At 40.7% G+C, this 19,223-nt stretch carries 18 protein-coding genes and 3 riboswitches; of the genes, 15 read left to right on the top strand and 3 right to left on the bottom strand.

Annotated features, from left to right (window positions below; translation table 11 throughout):
* The first annotated feature begins 9 nt into the window (after positions 1–9).
* The 8 genes from MFF31_RS24890 to MFF31_RS24855 all read left to right on the top strand — a co-directional run bounded on the left by MFF31_RS24890 (position 10) and on the right by MFF31_RS24855 (position 9,311).
* Positions 10–1,323: a 6-phospho-beta-glucosidase gene (locus tag MFF31_RS24890; RefSeq protein ID WP_238191937.1), complete on the top strand. Its 1,314-nt coding sequence runs from the start codon at positions 10–12 to the stop codon at positions 1,321–1,323.
* 264 nt (positions 1,324–1,587) lie between these two features.
* Entirely contained in the window at positions 1,588–2,643 is a 1,056-nt protein-coding gene (locus MFF31_RS24885; RefSeq protein WP_238191936.1) for a VanZ family protein, read from the top strand.
* Positions 2,644–2,893: 250 nt separating this feature from the next.
* Entirely contained in the window at positions 2,894–3,283 is a 390-nt protein-coding gene (locus MFF31_RS24880) for a GntR family transcriptional regulator (RefSeq protein WP_238191935.1), read from the top strand.
* A 2-nt stretch (positions 3,284–3,285) separates the two neighbouring features.
* Positions 3,286–4,404, top strand: coding sequence for a DUF1648 domain-containing protein (locus tag MFF31_RS24875; RefSeq protein WP_238191933.1), 1,119 nt, complete (start codon positions 3,286–3,288; stop codon positions 4,402–4,404).
* Positions 4,405–4,522: 118 nt separating this feature from the next.
* Positions 4,523–4,623, top strand: a riboswitch (purine riboswitch).
* Between the two features lie 123 nt (positions 4,624–4,746).
* A complete protein-coding gene (locus MFF31_RS24870) occupies positions 4,747–6,132 on the top strand; it encodes an NCS2 family permease (protein ID WP_238191931.1) in 1,386 nt (461 codons plus the stop codon).
* A gap of 560 nt (positions 6,133–6,692) precedes the next feature.
* Positions 6,693–7,454, top strand: a complete 762-nt coding sequence (locus MFF31_RS24865; RefSeq protein ID WP_238191929.1) for a LamB/YcsF family protein — start codon at positions 6,693–6,695, stop codon at positions 7,452–7,454.
* Positions 7,417–8,295, top strand: a complete 879-nt coding sequence (pxpB, locus tag MFF31_RS24860; protein ID WP_238191927.1) for a 5-oxoprolinase subunit PxpB — start codon at positions 7,417–7,419, stop codon at positions 8,293–8,295. Before MFF31_RS24865 ends, pxpB begins: the two co-directional genes overlap by 38 nt.
* A 14-nt stretch (positions 8,296–8,309) precedes the next feature.
* A complete protein-coding gene (locus tag MFF31_RS24855) occupies positions 8,310–9,311 on the top strand; it encodes a 5-oxoprolinase subunit C family protein (protein WP_238191925.1) in 1,002 nt (333 codons plus the stop codon).
* A 105-nt stretch (positions 9,312–9,416) separates the two neighbouring features.
* On the opposite strand, the gene MFF31_RS24850 is transcribed toward MFF31_RS24855, so the two are convergent.
* Positions 9,417–10,493 (bottom strand): phosphodiester glycosidase family protein, encoded by a 1,077-nt coding sequence (locus MFF31_RS24850; RefSeq protein ID WP_238191923.1) that lies wholly within the window; start codon positions 10,491–10,493, stop codon positions 9,417–9,419.
* Positions 10,490–10,921, bottom strand: coding sequence for a hypothetical protein (locus tag MFF31_RS24845; RefSeq protein ID WP_238191921.1), 432 nt, complete (start codon positions 10,919–10,921; stop codon positions 10,490–10,492). The genes MFF31_RS24850 and MFF31_RS24845 overlap by 4 nt, the downstream gene beginning before the upstream one ends.
* Positions 10,922–11,244: 323 nt before the next feature.
* On the opposite strand from MFF31_RS24845, the gene msrB reads away from it, so the two are divergent.
* The 6 genes from msrB to MFF31_RS24815 all read left to right on the top strand — a co-directional run bounded on the left by msrB (position 11,245) and on the right by MFF31_RS24815 (position 16,284).
* Entirely contained in the window at positions 11,245–12,219 is a 975-nt protein-coding gene (gene msrB, locus MFF31_RS24840) for a peptide-methionine (R)-S-oxide reductase MsrB (RefSeq protein WP_238191919.1), read from the top strand.
* A gap of 62 nt (positions 12,220–12,281) precedes the next feature.
* Positions 12,282–12,899 (top strand): nitroreductase family protein, encoded by a 618-nt coding sequence (locus MFF31_RS24835; RefSeq protein ID WP_238191917.1) that lies wholly within the window; start codon positions 12,282–12,284, stop codon positions 12,897–12,899.
* Positions 12,900–13,151: 252 nt separating this feature from the next.
* A riboswitch (cyclic di-AMP (ydaO/yuaA leader) is annotated at positions 13,152–13,283 on the top strand.
* A gap of 5 nt (positions 13,284–13,288) precedes the next feature.
* Positions 13,289–13,759, top strand: a complete 471-nt coding sequence (locus MFF31_RS24830) for a C40 family peptidase (protein ID WP_238191915.1) — start codon at positions 13,289–13,291, stop codon at positions 13,757–13,759.
* 228 nt (positions 13,760–13,987) lie between these two features.
* Entirely contained in the window at positions 13,988–14,902 is a 915-nt protein-coding gene (locus MFF31_RS24825) for a F510_1955 family glycosylhydrolase (protein WP_238191913.1), read from the top strand.
* A gap of 112 nt (positions 14,903–15,014) precedes the next feature.
* Complete coding sequence (locus MFF31_RS24820; RefSeq protein WP_238191911.1) at positions 15,015–15,446, top strand: BlaI/MecI/CopY family transcriptional regulator; 432 nt, start codon at positions 15,015–15,017, stop codon at positions 15,444–15,446.
* A complete protein-coding gene (locus MFF31_RS24815; RefSeq protein WP_238191909.1) occupies positions 15,436–16,284 on the top strand; it encodes a M56 family metallopeptidase in 849 nt (282 codons plus the stop codon). Before MFF31_RS24820 ends, MFF31_RS24815 begins: the two co-directional genes overlap by 11 nt.
* 285 nt (positions 16,285–16,569) lie before the next feature.
* On the opposite strand, the gene MFF31_RS24810 is transcribed toward MFF31_RS24815, so the two are convergent.
* Entirely contained in the window at positions 16,570–17,853 is a 1,284-nt protein-coding gene (locus MFF31_RS24810) for a glycoside hydrolase family 18 protein (RefSeq protein WP_238191907.1), read from the bottom strand.
* 444 nt (positions 17,854–18,297) lie between these two features.
* Positions 18,298–18,396, top strand: a riboswitch (purine riboswitch).
* A 304-nt stretch (positions 18,397–18,700) separates the two neighbouring features.
* Between MFF31_RS24810 and purE the strand changes: the two genes are divergently transcribed.
* Positions 18,701–19,186 (top strand): 5-(carboxyamino)imidazole ribonucleotide mutase, encoded by a 486-nt coding sequence (gene purE / locus MFF31_RS24805; RefSeq protein WP_238191905.1) that lies wholly within the window; start codon positions 18,701–18,703, stop codon positions 19,184–19,186.
* Positions 19,187–19,223: the final 37 nt, after the last annotated feature.

Genomic DNA, 19,223 nt, shown 5'->3' with positions numbered 1-19,223 from the left:
TTGCTCATTATGTTGAACAAAAAAGCATTAAAGATTGCTGTTATTGGTGGCGGATCATCCTATACCCCGGAAATTGTAGAAGGTTTCATTAAACGTTATGACGAAATGCCAATACGCGAGTTATGGCTTGTTGATATTGAAGAAGGACGCCATAAGCTTGAAATTGTCGGTGAATTAGCGAAGCGTATGGTAGAGAAATCTGGTCTTCCGATAGAAGTAAAGCTAACTCTTAATCGCCGTGAAGCAATTGCTGGAGCGGACTTTATTACCACGCAGATGCGTGTAGGGTTGCTTGAGGCAAGACGTCGTGATGAACATATTCCAATATCACATGGTGTTATAGGTCAAGAAACGACTGGACCTGGCGGCATGTTCAAGGCGTTGCGTACGGTACCTGTTATTTTGGATATTTGTAGAGACATTGAGGAACTTGCTCCTGATGCTTGGCTTCTTAACTTTACGAACCCTGCCGGCATCGTGACCGAGGCCGTTCACAAATACAGCAAAGTAAAATCAGTTGGTCTTTGCAACTCGCCAATTAACTTTTATAAGTTTTTGGCAAAAGAATACGGCGTGACGGAGCGAGATGTGCTTCCTGAATTTGTTGGTATTAACCATTTGCACTGGGTGACTGCCGCTTACGTTAACGGTGAAGATAAACTGCCGGAGCTTATAGGCTCTGGACGTGATTATACGGCTTCAAATGTAACAGCATTTGATTGGGATGCGGATTTCCTTCGTTCCCTTGGCGCTATCCCGACTTACTATTTGCGTTATTTCTATATGAAGGACAAGATGTTTGCCGATATGAAGGAGTCGCTTGAGAAAAACGGAACACGCGCCGATGTGGTTAGTCGTGTAGAAGCGGAATTGTTTGAGCTGTACAAGGATGTTAATTTGAGCGAAAAGCCGAAGCAGCTTGAGCAACGTGGCGGTGCTTATTACTCAGAAGCGGCTGTCAACTTGATGCACTCGCTGTACACGGACAAACGTGATATTCAGACGTTAAATGTCCGCAATGGCAGCATAATTGACTTCTTGCCAGAGGATGCCAGCATTGAAGTGAACTGCGTCGTAACAGCACAAGGACCAATTCCAATCCCATTGCAAAATGTGCCTGAGCAAGTAACGGGTCTGCTCCATGCTGTAAAAACGTATGAGTCTCTCACAATAGAAGCAGCGATCACAGGTGATAGAGGAATAGCACTACAAGCATTGGTTCATCATCCGCTAGTGCCAAGTGTATCCGTTGCTAAGCAATTGCTTGAAGAAATGTTGGAAGCGAACAAATCATATCTTCCGAATTTTTTTGATAAGGAATAGGCTACTTTATTCGGAGAAGTAATAGCTGAAGCGGCCAATATTTGCGAATATAACTAAAAAACACGTTAAACCTTCAGTTTTTCTCGAAGGCTTAGCGTGTTTTTTTTATAGTTTGGAGTTAGGAGCCATTATTAAATTGACTTATTAAGATAACGGAAATCTTCAGGTAATATTAAGGATTGCTTAACACGCACATTAATTTTACTCGCTACAATAACAGTATCAGCAACAATACAAACCGATAAAGCGTACTTAAAAACAACAATGGTTGAGCAAGTAGTTGTTCAGGCAGTAATAGCTTTGCAGAAGAGAGATGAACCTATGATCTATCAAGGGAATTTGCGAAAAATTACTTTCTTATTTTTGGCTCTGTACACTATTTTGATCGTGTATTTCATGTATGTAGGCTTTGGCAGAGAAGGTTTCTCTAGCTCTATTGGTAATTTCACACCAGGATATATTCCTCTTAGCCTTCCAACAGAAGGATTTAATCAATTTTGGCTTTTCGAGTTTGGCAACTTTGCAGCATTTTTACCTTTTGGGCTAATAATCCCGCTCTTGTATCGTATTAACTTTGTTCGATTTATTAGTCTGTTTATTTTATCTATCACGTTTTTAGAAACAATGCAGATGCTTTCCCGACTAGGAATATTTGATATTGATGATATTATCGTTAACACATTAGGGGCTGCAGTTGGTTTTACCGCACAACGATTTGTACGCCATGATCGAAATAAAGGCAAAGGCATCCTCAAAATAGCACTGGCAGCATGCATCCTTTCTCTGGGAGTCATCGTTATTGTGGACGGAGCGAATGAATATTTTGAACATGGAGGAGGGAAAGTCGTCGCACTGAATGAACTTTCATCAAGGGATAGCTCTGTACTTTGGGATGAAGAGTTATCTAGCTTTGAAGTAGCTGGTGAGAAGATTGTTCCAGTAATGAATCGGTATAGTAGCAAAAATAGTAGAATGAATGAATTTACGTATGAACTAAACGGCAACTATAATAAAATAGCATTTTACGGTGCTATTCCCGACGAGGTTGTTAAAGAGGGAAGCAATGGGAAAAGCAATATAGCTATTAGCATAGACGATAAACAAGTTCATGCATCTGATATGGAAGCAAATAGGGATAGGAGTCAGCCCGAACATTTCGTAGTGGACGTGAACGGTGCTAATAAAGTTACCATAAAGATTACGAATGATGATCCCAATCCAGATACAAATGTCGTCATGTGGGACGTTGCGCTTACTGAATTAAACGCAGGACAAACATTAATGTCTCGATTAAAAGATAAATGGCAATCATTTTTCTAGATGAATGATCCCATTGATTGGACAAATAACCGAGTGATTTTCGGCAGCTGCTTTTACGGAGCGACCGCTATATCACTCGGTTTTTTTGCAATATGTACCATCTCAAATGAAGACTTAGGAGGTAATTGTAAAATTAGGTGTTGAATATATGAGTTATAGTTGTTATACTTGATATATAACAGATAGATGAATGAGGTGAATAAAAGGTTGGTCATCTAAAAGTATGTTTATGAAAAGGTGGTGAAGAGAAATGTTGCTTGGAATAGACCTTCAGTCAGAGACTCCTATATACACCCAGCTTGTTAATGGCATCATTGAAGGGATTGCAAGAAAACAACTTGTACCAGGAGAAGCTTTACCCTCCGTACGAAGTATGGCAGCTGATTTGGGAATCAATTTGCATACGGTCAACAAAGCCTATCATTTGCTGAAGCAAGAAGGCTATGTGCAAATCAATCGCAAGCAAGGTGTAGTCATTCAGCCAGATGCTTTTCCTGCGGCGGACGAACATTTCAGAGGGCGGCTGAAAGAACAGCTTCGACCATTAATAGCGGAAGCGATTTGCCGAGGAATGACTAAAGAGCAGTTTAATGAAATTAGCTTTGAAGTATTTTCGGACATGATTAAAGGAGGCGAATAGGGATGAGTAATGGAATGATGTTGCTGCTAGTGTTTGTATTGATGGTGCCGATTACTTTTATAATGACGTTAATACCCCTTTTGACGCGGAAAATAGAAAGTTTTGGTGTAACGATTCCGGAAGAGGCTCAGAACGATTCTGCGATTGTGAAGCTGAAATCCCAATATTTATGGCTTAGTGGGGGAGTCGGTGTAGCGATTACAGCATCTCTTCTTTGGTTCTCCAATAAAGCGACGGATGAATTTCAATGGGGTATGTTGCTTATGGGTCATGTACTTGGTTATATATTGTTCACCTTTGTCATTTACTTGAAGCAACATTATTTGGTTAAACAACTTAAGGCAGAGAAGAGTTGGATGACGAATTCGGTTCAACGGGTAATGATCAATACGAAATTTAGAAATGCGCAGCTTACCGTCTCCTATTTCTGGTTTATTCCACATGTTCTTCTCATCTTGGCTACGATACTATTTGGCGTTTTGAACTATGAACAATTTCCTGAACAAATTCCGATGAAGTTTGGAATGGACGGGGAAGTGAGTCGAAGCGTAGAGCGGAGTTATATGGCTGTTTTATGGCCAGCACTTATTCAAGGCTTTCTGTTGATCATTTTTATTATAGTCAATTTCGGTATAAGTCGAAGCAAACAAATTGTTGAAGCAAGCGACCCGGAAGGCTCGATAGCTCGCAATGTTAAATTCCGTCTATACTGGTCTGTTTATATCATTACAATTGCTTTTGTAATGATGGTAATGTTCGGATTTATTGAGATAGGCATGTTGCAAGGATGGGGAGGCAATGCAGTCACAACTATTACTTTGGTGGCCTCAGGAGTAATCGTGTTATATGCAATTGTTTTGTCTATCATTACGGGACAAGGCGGTAGTCGTATTAAAATAGATGGTGCGTCGAAGCCACAATCGATGCCAATGGGAGACCAAGATCAATACTGGAAGCTAGGTCAATTGTACTTTAATCCGCAAGATCCATCTATATTTGTGGAAAAGCGTTTTGGCGTCGGATGGACGATGAACTTTGCTAGACCGATGGGCTGGATCATTTTATTGGTACCAATTGTAATAATTACTTTGTTGATATTTGTCATCGAAAGTGCTGGTTAACCCTTCCAAATTATGTGAAAACGTTCCCTTTACGAATGATTTTGCAAAAAGTTTATCGAATATTCGTGAAAATTGTTGACAAGATGTTCGTTTACTCTTTAAAATTGGAGACGGAAAACAACAATCGCATATACCTTTTCGTATAATCTCAAGAATCGGCTTGAGAGTCTCTACTAGATCACCGTAAATGATCAGGCTACGAGGAGAGTGGAATAACGTTGTCGCTTAAGTCTAGCGATGCGTTATTCCCCTTTTTGCAGAGCCTTGGAGAAATGCGTCTTACGCGTTTTTTTATGGGCTTTTTTGTTTGTTCCAACACAATTTTGGGAGGGTATTATCAAAATGAATAGTTTCTTTCGCTTAAAGGAACTGGGGACAAATGTAAAAACTGAAATTATGGCAGGAATAACCACTTTTATGACGATGGCTTACATTTTGGCTGTCAATCCGATGATCTTGGAGCCTGCTGGTTTGAACTGGACTGGCGTATTCCTTGCAACTGCTCTAGCAGCAGGTATTTTCTCTATTGCAATGGGCTTGTTCGTAAACTTTCCAGTTGCGCTTGCACCGGGTATGGGATTAAACGCTTATTTTGCTTCTGTCATTATTGCTTCTGCTGCGACGGATACGCCAATCAGTCCAGCGATGGGACTTACAGCCGTATTTATTTCTGGTATTATCTTTATTATTTTGACCGTAACACAAATCCGTCAAATGCTTATAACTGCAGTTCCAGACAGCCTTAAACATGCGATTACAGTAGGTATTGGATTGTTTATTGCAATTATTGGTCTAAAGAACAGCGGCTTAATGACAATTGCTGTAAATAGCTTTACTGATATTAAGGCAAATTCATTCACTCCAGTAATTGGTCCAGAGACCGTTATTCAACTTGGTAGTTTTCATAACGAGACAGTCGTATTTACCATTATTGCGCTTGCGTTGATCGCGATACTGATGGTACTAAAATTCCCGGGAGCTATTTTGTTCGGAATTCTCGGAACGACGATTATCGCATTACTTACCGGACATGTAGATGTTAAAGAAAAATTTGAAGGTAAAACATGGGTTCCAGACTTCTCGAAGATGGATATTTGGCACTTTGACTTTGCCGGAGTTTTCGAGGTTGGTCTAATAACAGTTATTCTAACGTTTACGTTTGTTGAACTGTTCGACACGTTCGGTACATTGGTTGGTACAGCTAACCGTGCAGGTATTATGAAAAACCCTGAAGAAGGTAAAAAACGCATCGGTAAGGCGATGATGGTTGACGCAATTGGCGTAGGCGGTGGAGCAATACTAGGAACTAGTACAGTTACCGCATATGTCGAGAGTTCAGCGGGTATTGCTCAAGGTGGACGTTCGGGTCTGACTGCAATAACAACAGGTATTTGCTTCTTGTTTGCAATCTTCTTATCACCGCTAGTATCACTTGTTCCAGACTCTGCGACAGCAGCAGCGCTTATTATTGTAGGCGTGTTGATGATGCAATCTGTGAAAGAAATTGATTTCTCTGATTTGGTTTATGGTATTCCAGCATTTTTCACACTTGCGCTAATGCCTTTCACGTACAGCATTGCTAACGGTATCTCATTTGGTATCGTGTCGTACGTCTTGCTTGCGTCAGTTGCTAATCTAGCAGGTAAAGGCAAGTACAAAGTGCACTGGCTAATGTGGATTCTTGCAATATTAATTATATGCCGCTACGTGTTTATGGGTGGAGAGTAATCGTTGGAAAATGTAGATAGTAGAAGTAGATGAAAGATAGTAAATAGTAGATAGTTGAAGGGAGAGCAGCGCTGATTCAGTCAGTTGCTGTTCTTTTTTTGATTGCATTTTGTGTAACAAACCGTAGTCTAACGAACCATATAACGCTAATTATGCCGAAAACCTCGATTCATTGGTTCTAACGAACCTCATTGGCGTTAAAGAGTAACATTGGGTGGAAAACGAGCTCTTTTTCACGGAATAACGCTACTGAGATTCGTTACAACTCAAAACCGCTTCATTTTGATCAAATAAGAGTTTCTGGATTCGTTAGCTATAATTCTCGCTAAACGATAAACAGTTACCATTAGTTCTACTTGGATAAATAAGATAAAGGCATAAAAAGCACCTAACGCATTAACTTTCAAAAAGTGAGCATCGTATCAACTCCTTGCTTTTACAAAGAGATAAGTAGTCTCATAACTGTTCGCGGCCTTGTTATCTCCCAATAAAGATAATACAAACGCTATGACTCATTAAGGTATAATTACGATAATAATAAGCGGAGGGGTCGATAGTAGATGTACCGTATTGATCTAAATTGCGATATGGGAGAAGGATTTGGTCCTTTTCGTATTGGTGAGGATCACGAACTGATGAAGCACATTACATCTGCAAATATTGCTTGCGGCTTTCACGGTGGAGATGCATCGACGATAAGATCATCTGTGAAGCTTGCGTTAAAATATAATGTGGCAATTGGCGCACATCCTGGCTTACCTGATATGGCTGGTTTCGGAAGAAGAAAAATGGACATTAGTGCACAGGAAGCTTATGAGATGACGGTTTACCAATTAGGTGCAGTGATGGCTTTCGCTCAGTCTGAAGGAGGACGGGTCGCACATGTTAAACCGCATGGTGCCCTCTATAATATGGCTGCTGTTGATCCCAAGATAGCGAATGCTATAGCAGAAGCGATCTACAAAGTAGACGGTACTATGTTGCTGTATGGACTATCAGGTAGTGAGTTAATTCGTGTTGGAGAGAGAATAGGTCTGAAAACGATGAACGAAGTATTTGCAGATCGTTCCTATGAAGATGATGGAACACTTACTTCAAGAGATATCGAGGGTGCTCTAATAACTGATTCAAGCGTTGCAGCTGCCCAAGTCGTAAGCATGGTGAAGACGGGTACGGTTCACTCAAGGCTTGGTGGATTACTACAATTGAAAGCAGACACGGTATGCGTCCACGGTGATTCGCCGGGAGCACTTAATCATATCATTGAATTGAAGAAAACATTGCATGAGTCAGGAATACGGATTGTTAAAGCGGGAGAGTGACTGGGCAGTTATTGCTCAATTTTTTCACAGTAGAAATGGGGTGGGAGAAGTGGATATTAGGTCGTTAAGTTCGACTAAACAATTGATCCAATATGAATTGTTTCCACTAGGGGATAGCTGTGTTCTTATACGTCTTGGTACGACGATTAACGAGGACACTCACAAAATTGTAATCGCTGTGACCCGTTTACTTCAGAATAATGACATTGTTGGTATAAATGATATCGTTCCTGCATTTGCCTCAGTAGCGATACATTATAATCCTGTTCAAGTTTGGAAGAGTAGGAGAAGAGAAGAGGCTGGACACGAAACGATTTATGACACGATGTGTACGAGACTGAACCAATTATTGAGCAAGTTGACACTGGATGGAATTAGCAATTCAAACGATAACCAAAAAATAATTCGTATCCCAGTCTGTTATGGAGGGGAATATGGTCCTGATCTGGGAGCAGTAGCTGAACATTGCGGCAGGACGGAGAGTGAGGTTATCTCGCTACATAGTAGTGGAAGTTATTTGGTGTATATGATCGGTTTTGCACCTGCGTTTCCTTATTTAGGCGGTATGCCGAAGAGGATAGCAACACCAAGAAGAGGAACGCCGCGAACCGTTACTCCAGCTGGAAGTGTTGGTATTGCAGGCGAGCAAACGGGTATTTACCCGATAGCAACGCCCGGAGGATGGCAAATCATCGGTAGAACGCCGATTGAGCTATTTCGACCACATCATGATCAACCTAGCCTTCTTGAAGCTGGCGATCGGATCGTATTTGTACCTATTACAGAGGAGCAATTTGAAGGTTGGTTCAGCACTGAAAATGAAGTAGCTCCAATTGTTTAGGAGGGTGATGTCTAATGACAATAACTGTATTGAAGCCCGGTACGCTTGCAACGATTCAGGATCTAGGAAGAACCGGACATCAAAGGTTTGGTATCGTTGTTGGAGGTGCGATGGACTTAGGGGCGGCAAGAGTAGCTAATATCGTAGTTGGAAATGAAGAGAACGAAGCTGTTCTTGAACTAACACTTGCCGGCGGGGAGTTTCTAATTGAACGTGAATTGTTGATCTCACTTTGTGGAGCTGATTTGAACGCTACTGTCGATGGTCAAGTTTTGCCGCTGTGGAGACCAGTTGTGCTCCAGAAGGGACAAGTTATAAAGCTTGGGACAAGTCGCTTTGGATGCAGAGCCTATCTTGCAGTAGCAGGTGGATTTGATGTGCCACAAGTAATGGGTAGCAGAAGTACATATACAAGAGGTGGACTAGGTGGATATGAGGGCAGGGCAATAAAAGCTGGTGATAGGCTTAAGTTGAAAAAGATTGCTTCACTTTCCTTGTCAGCTAAATTGATTAGTGCCGTTCATGAGAAAAGATGGAGGTGCACGTGGCATGCCGGCCAATTTGCAATTGCGAACAGAGCCCTCTATGTCGTGCGGGTAACAGAAGGCGCTCATAGTAAAGGGATATCGGATGAAGCTAGAGCTTTATTATTCGGTGGCATCTTCCGTATCGACACATTGTCTGATCGGATGGGATATAGGCTCCAGAGTGATCAAAAGCTAACGCCTCTTTATTCTACTTCCGAGCTTCTATCTGAAGCGGTAGCAATAGGGACGATACAACTACCGCCTGACGGCAATCCTATCGTATTGCTTGCAGATCGGCAGACGACAGGAGGTTATCCGAGAGTTGCTCATGTAGCTACAGTCGATATTGCTGTGTTTGCTCAGATGAAGCCGGGGGACAGAGTTATATTTGAGCTTATTACTCAGCGAGCAGCAGAGATATTGTTGTTAGCGGCCGAACGAGACATTGAAATGTTAAAAGTTGCCCTTCAATTAAAGGGAAAGGAGTAGCCAATTATCGGCTACCCCTTTCCCTTATTAGTTATGCTAAATTCATAAATTAGGCTGGATAGCACTACTTTTGTGTTATTCTGCCTAGTTGCAATCCCAACTAACTTATTTGAAAAACAAGAAGTGAGTTGGTAATCTGCGTAATGATCCGTCAGATGGTTTATTTATGAGCTTTCCATTAAAGACGAGTGAAGACGAACCTCCACCATCAAGGTTGTATCCATCACGTGCGCCATATTGCTTGAGCAAAGTTTGTATTTCTTCAAGTGTAGCACCGGTACTCCCTGCTTCATTGTATCCATCTGTTACGAGGATGAGCAATTGATCATCTTTGTAATTTGCAATAACGGTGCGAGGAGCACGCTTCGGACTGGTCTGCCACTTAGGCGGAATAGGCTGAGCAACCCCACCGCGCAGCAATACGGGTACAAATGAAGCGCCGAACTTCGGTTTTTTTGCATCGAGTTGGTTTTTACTTGTAAATTCGCCGCCAATCAGTTTGTTTTTGTCGTTTAGACCAACAAAAAATAAATCCGCGTAAGAGGCTTCGAATCCAGTCACATACTTTCCATCCACAATTGTATTGCTAAGCGGATATCGTTTGCCTTGTCCATCTGCATATCCACCAGCGTTAACACCAACAGCAGCATTATGTGACTTCACTGCTTGCATTGTCGTTTGGGCTTGTCCAACTTCTGAGCCGCCAAGTACCATCTTCATAGCGTCATCGGCTTTTAGTTTAATTTTGACCGCGTAACTTCTGAAGTTTGCATTATACATATAAAACAGCTGTGCCCGCAGCTTATCAGAAGAAATCGTTGCAACTGGCTTGCCTAGTTTTGCTGTTATTTTCTTATCGTAAATTTCGTGCGGCCGCTTCGCTTGTGTCGTTGCTATAGTAGCAATTGCCTTCATCTCTGCATTTGTTTTTTTATAAAGCGCAAGCTGTGTCTTTATCGACTTCTGAGTATGAAAAGCAATGCTATTTGCTTGATCAAGCCCAGATGATGTTTCTTTCAACAAGCTCCCTGTTAGTGATGGCTGTTTAAAGTCAGCCTTAGGCATAGCTTTCTCAGAAACTTCAATAACAAAGCTGGAGAGTAGAAGCCAGAGCATAATTCCGACAAAAGGCGCTATAGCCAGTAATGCAGTACGATTTAACGTTTTTACAGTTATTTTCATTTAAGGACGTCCAAGCTTTTTTTCAGTTCATCCAATTGTTTCTTCACTTCATTTAATTGCGTATACAGTTTATTGCTGTTGTCCGTTTTTGTATCTGCATTATCTTTTGTGAAGGTTAACAGTTCGTTCAACGCGTCAACTTTTCCTTTAAGCTCAGTCATTTCCGTTTTATAGCTTGTTTCGAGCTTGGTAAGGCGTTCATCGTAAGACTTTTGCATAATCGCAATTTGTGCTGCCGTTTGCTTCTCTACATCAGCAGTAATCTCTTGCTGCATTCGATCTGTGTATAATTTGGCACCGAAGATTCCACCGCCAATTAAAAGAATCCAAATGCTTAAGAAAACGAGAAAAGCTGTCGAGTTTCTCTTTTTGCGAGTGTTAGCAGTTTGTCTGCCAGATGTTGCGTGTTCGATATTAGTATCATTCATCGTTATTCATTCACCTCTATTGCTAGTTATTATTGTTATAAGTATGGGTGAACGAACTGAAAGTGGAGGTCCTATACGCGAAGCGGCTAACTATATACGAATAAGAATAACCAATGAAAACAAGTGCTTGACCACTTACTCTAACGCACAAATAGGGCAGAAAGGTTGCGGATGTAACCTTATTGTAACAAAGGGGTTAACTGATGTCGCCTCCTCATAGAAACATATTAGAAATGATAACGCATACAACTTTGTGAAGCACACTTCAAGTCATGTATAATAGGAATAAGAATCACTATCAAAGCTTAGAGAGGATGGTTGTTATGGAACAACAGCCGTTATCGAATAAATCATTAGCGATGTTCGCAGGTGGCTGCTTCTGGTGTATGGTCACCCCATTTGAGGAAATGCCGGGAATTATATCAATCGTATCCGGTTATACAGGTGGACATACTGTTAACCCAACTTACGAAGAAGTGTGCTCACACACGACAGGACATACAGAAGCAGTACAGATTACGTATGACGAAACTATTTTTCCTTATGAAAAGTTGCTCGATATTTTTTGGCGGCAGATCGATCCTACAGATGCAGGTGGACAGTTCCATGATCGGGGCAATTCTTACCGACCTGGAATCTACTATTATACGGAGGATCAGCGTTTAGCGGCAGAGGCGTCTAAGCGGGAGCTTCAAGAAAGTGGACGATTCGACGGACCGATAGTAACAGAAATCGAACAAGCTGGCCTATTTTATGAGGCAGAGGAATATCATCAGGATTATCACAAAAAAAATCCATATCGTTACAAAATGTACCGTAAAGGCTCAGGACGAGACTCCTTTATTGCAGGTCACTGGAAAGTACAGAAGGATGTCGCAGATCTTAAGAGAAAACTAACACCCATTCAATATGAGGTAACGCAAAACAATGGTACGGAGCGACCATTTACTGGAGAATATTGGGATCATACGGAAGACGGCATTTATGTCGAAATCGTCTCAGGTGAACCACTCTTTAGCTCACTGGATAAATATGATGCTGGATGCGGCTGGCCGAGTTTTACGAAACCACTACAGAAATCAACGATTGTCGAGCATACGGATACGAGCCATTTCATGGTAAGAGTAGAAGTGAGAAGCCAAGAAGGGGATTCACATCTAGGTCATGTATTCGATGATGGACCACAGCCGACTGGTCTTCGTTATTGTATCAATTCTGCTTCTTTACGGTTCGTGCCTGAGAACAAGTTGGAAGAGGAAGGCTACGGGGAATATCAATATTTATTTCAAAAGAAGTAATGCTAAGCTGCTAGTGTAAGCTAGCAGGCTGAACTAATATAGATGAAAGTGAGATGTTGATCGTGACAAAAGTATCGAATGTAGCAAATTTAAGACGCCAAGCTATCGAAGTTGGTGTTTTGGAAGCCATTCGTGAGCGTAGAACAATTGGCAGAGTCAAGAGTGATCCAGTTGAGCGGGAAATTATTGAAGACTTGCTTCTATCAGCATCTTGGGCGCCTAGCCATCATAATACGCAGCCTTGGCGATTTGTTGTTATGACCGGGGAAGGTAGATCAAAGCTGGGTGAAGGTTATGCCCGTGTAACAGCAGCTTCTTCTGGAATTGAAGGAAACGAGTTAGAGGATCGATTGAAGAAGGAACGATCAAAAGCATATCGTGCGCCTGTTGTTATTGCAGCAATCTGTTCACCTGCTGATGATCCAAGAGCAGTGTACGCAGAGGAGCTTGCAGCAACACAAGCTGCTGTGCAAAATCTTTTGCTTGCCGCACATGCATATGGTTTAGGTGCAATTTGGCGTTCGGGAGCACCAATGTTCGACCCACTCATGAAGGATACATTTGAACTGAGAGCAGACGAGGAGATCGTAGGTTTTATTTATTTAGGATATCCCGATATGAAAGCTCTAGCTGCACAGCGTACGCCGGTTGAGAACAAAACGCTTTGGCTTGAAAGTTAAGTGGCTATTTAGGAAACTAAATAATAGAGTCTGATTGAGGGCTGTTTCACAAGTAGAGGAATCTATTTGTGAGGCAGTTTTTTTGTTCTTCTACTATATAATAAAGGAATTTGAAAACTTAACTCTTAGGTGAATCCTTCTAATTCAATAATTCATTTAACATTATTGATATTAATTTTTTTTAATGTTTAAAAGGTAGGATTTGGGTAGAGAAAAAAGAACTATATAGTGTAGTATAAACGAAGTAATAAAAATTATATGTGGCCGAATTCCGATTCAGGAAACGGGGGATCCACTTGGGTGAATTAATCTGAACGTCAAAGATTATAGGGAAACCTTCTTCCGAACCCTTAGCTAACCTCGTAGGCATCGAAGGGAGAACGTTTTTTTTGAAGAAGATTTTTGCATCATTATTGGTAGGGGTAATGTTTTTTACATTTGCAGGCAGTATGTTTGCAGATGGGATGAAAGTTAAACATGCTGTCGATGAAGTAGTTGGAACACCATACAAATGGGGTGGGACGACTGTTGCCGGTTTTGATTGCTCTGGATTTATTTTGTACATATTTGATCAATATAACGTGGATCTCCCAAGAACATCAAAGGATCAAGCTAAAGAAGGAACGAAGGTAGATCAAGCAGATTTGAAGCATGGTGATCTAGTATTTTTCAATACAAATGGCCGAGATATCTCACATGCTGGTATATACGTAGGTGACGGAAAGTTTGCTCATTCCTCTAGCAGTAAAGGTGTGCGCATCAGCAAACTATCTGAAGATTATTATGCAAAAAGGTATGTAACGGCTCGTCGAGTAATATCTGAGGAAGTATATGCAGATATGACGAATAAAGAGCATTAAATGAATATAAGAGAACAAGCTAATCTTTCGCGAGATAAGAGCTTGTTCTTTTTTTGTTTTCACGAGTATAGGCGCTGCTGGTGCGCATGTTTTTTCTCTCACAAATGGTAGAGAATTATTCCTTTGACCTGAACGAAGTTTTTGTACTACAATATGTAGTGTAATGTGTCAATCGAAACATAAAGCGAATAGTTGGGTGAACTATATTGGAAATAGAAAGGATCTATTATGAGAAAAAGTTCAAATAAAAAGTTATGGGCGTTAGTAGTTTCAGTATTAGTTATCGTTACCGTCGTTGTACTTGTTTCAGTCAACAAATCTTCAAAAGAGAGCAATATTACTTTGACGCATGTGCATGGACTAGGATTTACAAATGACGGATCTCAATTATTAATCCCTGCTCACGAAGGGTTAGTCAGTTATTCAGAAGGACGTTGGAAGACGCTAAGTGGTAAAAAGCATGATTACATGGGTTTCAATATGACAGATAACGGTTTCTATAGCAGTGGTCACCCAGAGTTTGGATCTAAGCTCAGAAATCCATTAGGTATTGTGAAAAGCAATGACTATGGTGAAACTCTCGAAATGTTAGATTTGTACGGAGTTGAAGACTTTCACGGGATGGCAGTTGGATATTATTCACATGCAATATACGTTATTAACAATAGACCTAATGAGAGAATGAAAGAATCCGGTTTGTATGTAACAGAGGACGAAACAAAGTCTTGGAGGAAAAGTAATATAAACGGTGTGGGTAGCGCAGTATCTTCCATATCTGCCCATCCTACTAACGCAGGGACGGTCGCAGTTGGGACAAATGATGGTGTTTACTTATCGAACGATTATGGTGATCAATTTCAAAAGCTCGATTTGAATTTAGAAGTAACTGCAATAGCATTTGGCAAGGAAGGGGATTTGTTTATCGGAGGAAGTGGGACTTTGCATCATCAGAAGGGAGATTCATTAATAAAAGTTTCGATTCCATCAGATGATTCAGACAGTGTAATTGTATATATCGCACAAAACCCGATACAGAGCAATGAAATTGCGTATGCTACTTCCAATAAGGATGTTTTCATTAGCAACGATTCTGGATTGAACTGGACTCAAATTGCGAATAAAGGGATAGTGATGGCTGGATAACCGCTCTTCTTGACTCATGTTCCCAAAAACAACTACAATTTGTAAGAGCATAGGTGTGAAGTTTCCCTTCTGCTTTTTAAGTAGTATGTGTGGTTGAGAAGGAGTTGCTAGTATGAAGATACATCGAATGAAAATAAATGAAGAAGGATTAAATCGGTTTTTTGGTTCACTGGAAGCTCAAATAATGGCGATTGTTTGGAGTGAAAGTGAAGAAGTATCCATTAAGAAGGTTCAATCTTTGCTTACTGAAGAACTATCATTTAATACAGTCATGACCGTGCTGAATCGCCTTGTTGAAAAGGGGCATTTAACGAAAACTTCTTTAGGAAAAGGTAGAAATAAAACGAGTAGTTTTGCGCCTGTACAGAGTAAAGAACAATTTGTTAATGAGCAGACAAAAATCGTAACGGAAGAGCTGGTTCAGGAATATGGACAAATGGTCGTTAATCATTTTTTTGACGCATTTGAACAAACGGATCCGGAGTTAATGCGATTGATGGAAGAGCGAATAAATCAGTGGAAGCGTGACAAAGATGAAACTTAAAAGTCATCATATTATTTTTCTGCTTATGATTGTAGTTAGCGGATTTGTTGGAGCCCAAATGATTATATATGTTCTTCATGCGGTCTTTGGTTTTCATTCATCTTGGGGATTATTACATTATTGTATAGCTGCTTTAAGTGAACTTACTTTTTTGCATTCAGCGGCGAAGATTGGTTTGAATGTATTAATTGCATACACTCTCGTAATGGTGGTAGTTACAGGATGTAAACAACTTGTACTAGAACGAAAATGGAAAAAGTACATATGCGCCAATCGTCATGAGAAATTATCGCTACAACTTAATAGTAAATATAAGCATTTGGATCAAGAGATTATTGTCATTAGGCATAATTCCATATTAGCAGTCACATCGGGTCTCTTATTTCCGAAAATAATTATTTCTTCTCAATTGCTATCAAGCTTCTCGGAACGAGAGATTTCTGCAATATTGCTTCATGAGTACAGTCATTGTCGACATTATGATCCACTTCGGATGCTACTTGTTAAAATGATGATAAGCAGTTTTCCTTTTATCCCAATATTTAAGCGATTTTCGCATTATATTAACGTGTGGATTGAACTAGAAGCTGATCAATTTGCTGTTCAATATATGAGGTCACCCGTTGACCTTGCAACAGTGTTAGTAAAATGGTCGAAAATGAGCACAAATAAGGGTGTTGGTGTTGCCTTTGCTGATAAAGCAATCAATTATCGCTTACTCCGCTTAATTGAGCCGAATCAAGCCATTCGCGTTCCGATCTTATCATTTAGTCCTTTGATGATCTCATTAATTGCAATCTATATAATAAGTTGTGTTGTCATATTTGGCTGTTACTAAGAGTTGAAAAGGACGAACGCTGTGCAACTTTAAAGTTGGCAGGTTCGTCCTTTTTTTAAGGTAATTTCAGCCCGAACTTTTCAATTTCGATACGGAATATATCTGATGTGCCCCGTGCATTTATCGTAAACACAAATTTTGGTTATCAATTTGAACAAGCAATGATATCCGCACCAAAGTTGTAATACTAAGAAGAGATCCGTATTCATCCTTACTTGGATAAACGGATCTCTCTTTAATTTATGATTGCAAGACTCATATTAATCGTAGAGTTAATTAAAGTCATCATACTAGCTTCTTAATCGTAAAGTTCTCCCCTAACACAAACCAGTTTTGCGGGAAAGGAACGCCAAGTACCCAGAAACTAACTCCTCGCAGCTTGAACATTTTCACAATATCGTATTTGGCTTGCACGCTTCGAGCGTCCTCGAACCACACAACATGTGGCTTACCCTCTTCATCATAATAATTGTAATAAGGAGATTGTGAAGACTCATCGTAAAATATAGTTGAACCATACTTCGCTGCACGTTTTACCGCTTCAAAGGAACTGATAGAGGGAGCCCACTGTCCGCCTTGAACGTAAGGCAGCGGCCAATCATATCCGTAAAGCGGCATTCCCAACACTATTTTCCCCGGCGGAATAACGGAAAGTGCATAATTTAACACTTTTACTACTTCGTTAAGTGGAGCAACTGCTCTTGGCGGTCCACCTGACCAGCCCCATTCATAGGTCATTAGAATAACAAAATCTACAATTCGCCCTTGTGCCTCATAGTCGTGAGCTTCATAAAGTGTTCCTGCTTGCTCTGCCGTTAGCTTAGGAGCTAACGCAGATGACACGAGATAACCAAATGAATGGAGGGTATTAACAAGTCTTTGGAGGAATGCGTTGAATAACTCCTTATCCTCTGGCGGTACATATTCAAAGTCAACATGAAGTGTCATATATCCTTTTTGTTTCATCTCGGTAAGGATATTTCCGATTATAACAATTTGGATGTTAAGATCGGCGACTGCTATATGTGCAATTTCCGGGCTGAAATTGCTGCCCTCGTAATTGGAAATGACCATCATAGGAGCAGCTCTTTTTTCGATGCCAGCATGAAGGATAGCTGTATCATCAAGAGGCATTAACGAGCCATCAGGCCTAATGCGATAACTGAAAGGACTGAGATAGGTTAAGTAATCGCCGACTTCATTGATTAGATTAACCCCATAATCATTAAATTTCTCTGTATAGGTATTCACTTCAATAATGGGCTTGTGAGGTAACGGAATAGAAAGCACTTGTCCAGCATAAATGAGTGCAGGATTATGTATTTTATTGACTTTAACCAGTTCTTGCAAAGAAACACCGTAGCGTTGACCGATCTTCCACAGAGTTTCCCCTACAGCAACTGTATGTGTGCCTCCTCCTGAAGAAGTTGGAATAATGATGGCTTGACCAATGACAAGCGGACTCTGATTCGACAAGCCATTTGCAACGAAAATATGCTCCAGTGGAACATCGAATTTCCGAGAGAGATCCCACAATGTATCTCCCCTCTTGATTGTGTGAATGTGCATTTTGAATCTCCTCCAAGTTTTATGATAGTGAACGTGATTAACGTGATCATAAATAAAACTACATCGGAAGCGTGAACTTAAGTTTTATGATAGTGAACGTGATTAACGTGATCATAAATAAAACTACATCGGAAGCGTGGGCTTAAGTTTTATGATAGTGAACGTGATTAACGTGATCATAAATAAAACTACAGACTCCAAAGGATGGCTTTAGCCGTTTACGCTTGTTTATTCATATGTATTCAATTTATGCTTCTTGTAGTCATAAACATAGAAAACAGGTATATAGGGAAAAGAGCTGGTAATATTGGGAAGCAGAAGCTATAATTAAGCTGTATTTGAGACTAAAAAACGAACTTTCACAATTGATTGATCTTTAATGTTCGTATTTTGTTGACAGTACAGAACCGATTCGATAAACTAGAATAGATTTGAGGCGGAGCATGCCGCCCATAATTGCAATCTCGTATATATTTGGGAAAGGCCCGAATGTCTCTACCCGGAAACCTTATTTTCTGGACTACGAGCTTGATGAATCGATATTCTAATTCAGTTGTAAATCTACCACTTATTAGTGGCATGATTTTTAAACCGATTTGGATCTATATGCTGCAAGAATGACCCGTTGATCGTTTCGAGGTTGCTCTCATAAGGAGCAGCCTTGTGCTGTCTGTGGTACAGTGGTATGCGTATAGTGTCGAATTCATTAATGTGTTGTCGCTTTTGCACTTCGCAATAGGGACAGCCGCACGGGTCCGATGGCATATCGAGTTATGATAGCTATAGGGCCTTTTCTGTTTTCATAGGGCATGAATAAATTTAAATTATAGAAAGTGGGTTTGAACAAATGTCTGCTAAGGTGGGCGTCATCATGGGCAGCAAGTCGGATTGGGATACAATGAAACTAGCTTGTGATATTCTTGAGGAGCTTCATATTCCGTACGAGAAAAAAGTTGTATCGGCACATCGGACACCTGATCTTATGTTCCAATATGCAGAAACAGCAGTTCAGCGAGGGCTAAAGGTTATTATCGCAGGAGCTGGTGGAGCTGCTCATTTGCCCGGCATGGTCGCATCGAAGACTATTTTGCCGGTTATTGGCGTTCCCGTTAAGTCATCCAATCTAAGCGGACTGGACTCATTACTTTCTATTGTTCAAATGCCAGGTGGTATTCCTGTAGCGACTGTTGCGATTGGCAATGCAGGAGGCACTAATGCAGGATTGCTCGCAGCACAGATGCTTGGCGCATTCGATCCTGAGATTCAAGCCCGAGTTGAGGCACGACGTGAGCGTGTGAAGCAAGAAGTACTTGAAAGCAGTGAGACATTATGAGTTACATGACCGACGAGCCGCTGAAGCAACTTGGAAA

Source organism: Paenibacillus sp. L3-i20 (assembly GCF_022180385.2).
Classification (GTDB): domain Bacteria; phylum Bacillota; class Bacilli; order Paenibacillales; family Paenibacillaceae; genus Pristimantibacillus.
Note: the sequence above shows the minus strand (reverse complement) of the source record. Positions and strands in the feature narration are given on the sequence as shown.

Coding starts and splice junctions, on each gene's coding strand:
- MFF31_RS24865 (WP_238191929.1), top strand. CDS start 6,693: ATGTACCGTATTGATCTAAATTGCGATATGGGAGAAGGATTTGGTCCT.
- MFF31_RS24825 (WP_238191913.1), top strand. CDS start 13,988: ATGAGAAAAAGTTCAAATAAAAAGTTATGGGCGTTAGTAGTTTCAGTA.
- MFF31_RS24890 (WP_238191937.1), top strand. CDS start 10: ATGTTGAACAAAAAAGCATTAAAGATTGCTGTTATTGGTGGCGGATCA.
- purE (WP_238191905.1), top strand. CDS start 18,701: ATGTCTGCTAAGGTGGGCGTCATCATGGGCAGCAAGTCGGATTGGGAT.
- MFF31_RS24850 (WP_238191923.1), bottom strand. CDS start 10,493: ATGAAAATAACTGTAAAAACGTTAAATCGTACTGCATTACTGGCTATA.
- pxpB (WP_238191927.1), top strand. CDS start 7,417: ATGAGTCAGGAATACGGATTGTTAAAGCGGGAGAGTGACTGGGCAGTT.
- MFF31_RS24880 (WP_238191935.1), top strand. CDS start 2,894: ATGTTGCTTGGAATAGACCTTCAGTCAGAGACTCCTATATACACCCAG.
- MFF31_RS24845 (WP_238191921.1), bottom strand. CDS start 10,921: ATGAATGATACTAATATCGAACACGCAACATCTGGCAGACAAACTGCT.
- MFF31_RS24820 (WP_238191911.1), top strand. CDS start 15,015: ATGAAGATACATCGAATGAAAATAAATGAAGAAGGATTAAATCGGTTT.
- MFF31_RS24885 (WP_238191936.1), top strand. CDS start 1,588: ATGGTTGAGCAAGTAGTTGTTCAGGCAGTAATAGCTTTGCAGAAGAGA.
- msrB (WP_238191919.1), top strand. CDS start 11,245: ATGGAACAACAGCCGTTATCGAATAAATCATTAGCGATGTTCGCAGGT.
- MFF31_RS24855 (WP_238191925.1), top strand. CDS start 8,310: ATGACAATAACTGTATTGAAGCCCGGTACGCTTGCAACGATTCAGGAT.
- MFF31_RS24875 (WP_238191933.1), top strand. CDS start 3,286: ATGAGTAATGGAATGATGTTGCTGCTAGTGTTTGTATTGATGGTGCCG.
- MFF31_RS24870 (WP_238191931.1), top strand. CDS start 4,747: ATGAATAGTTTCTTTCGCTTAAAGGAACTGGGGACAAATGTAAAAACT.
- MFF31_RS24815 (WP_238191909.1), top strand. CDS start 15,436: ATGAAACTTAAAAGTCATCATATTATTTTTCTGCTTATGATTGTAGTT.
- MFF31_RS24810 (WP_238191907.1), bottom strand. CDS start 17,853: ATGCACATTCACACAATCAAGAGGGGAGATACATTGTGGGATCTCTCT.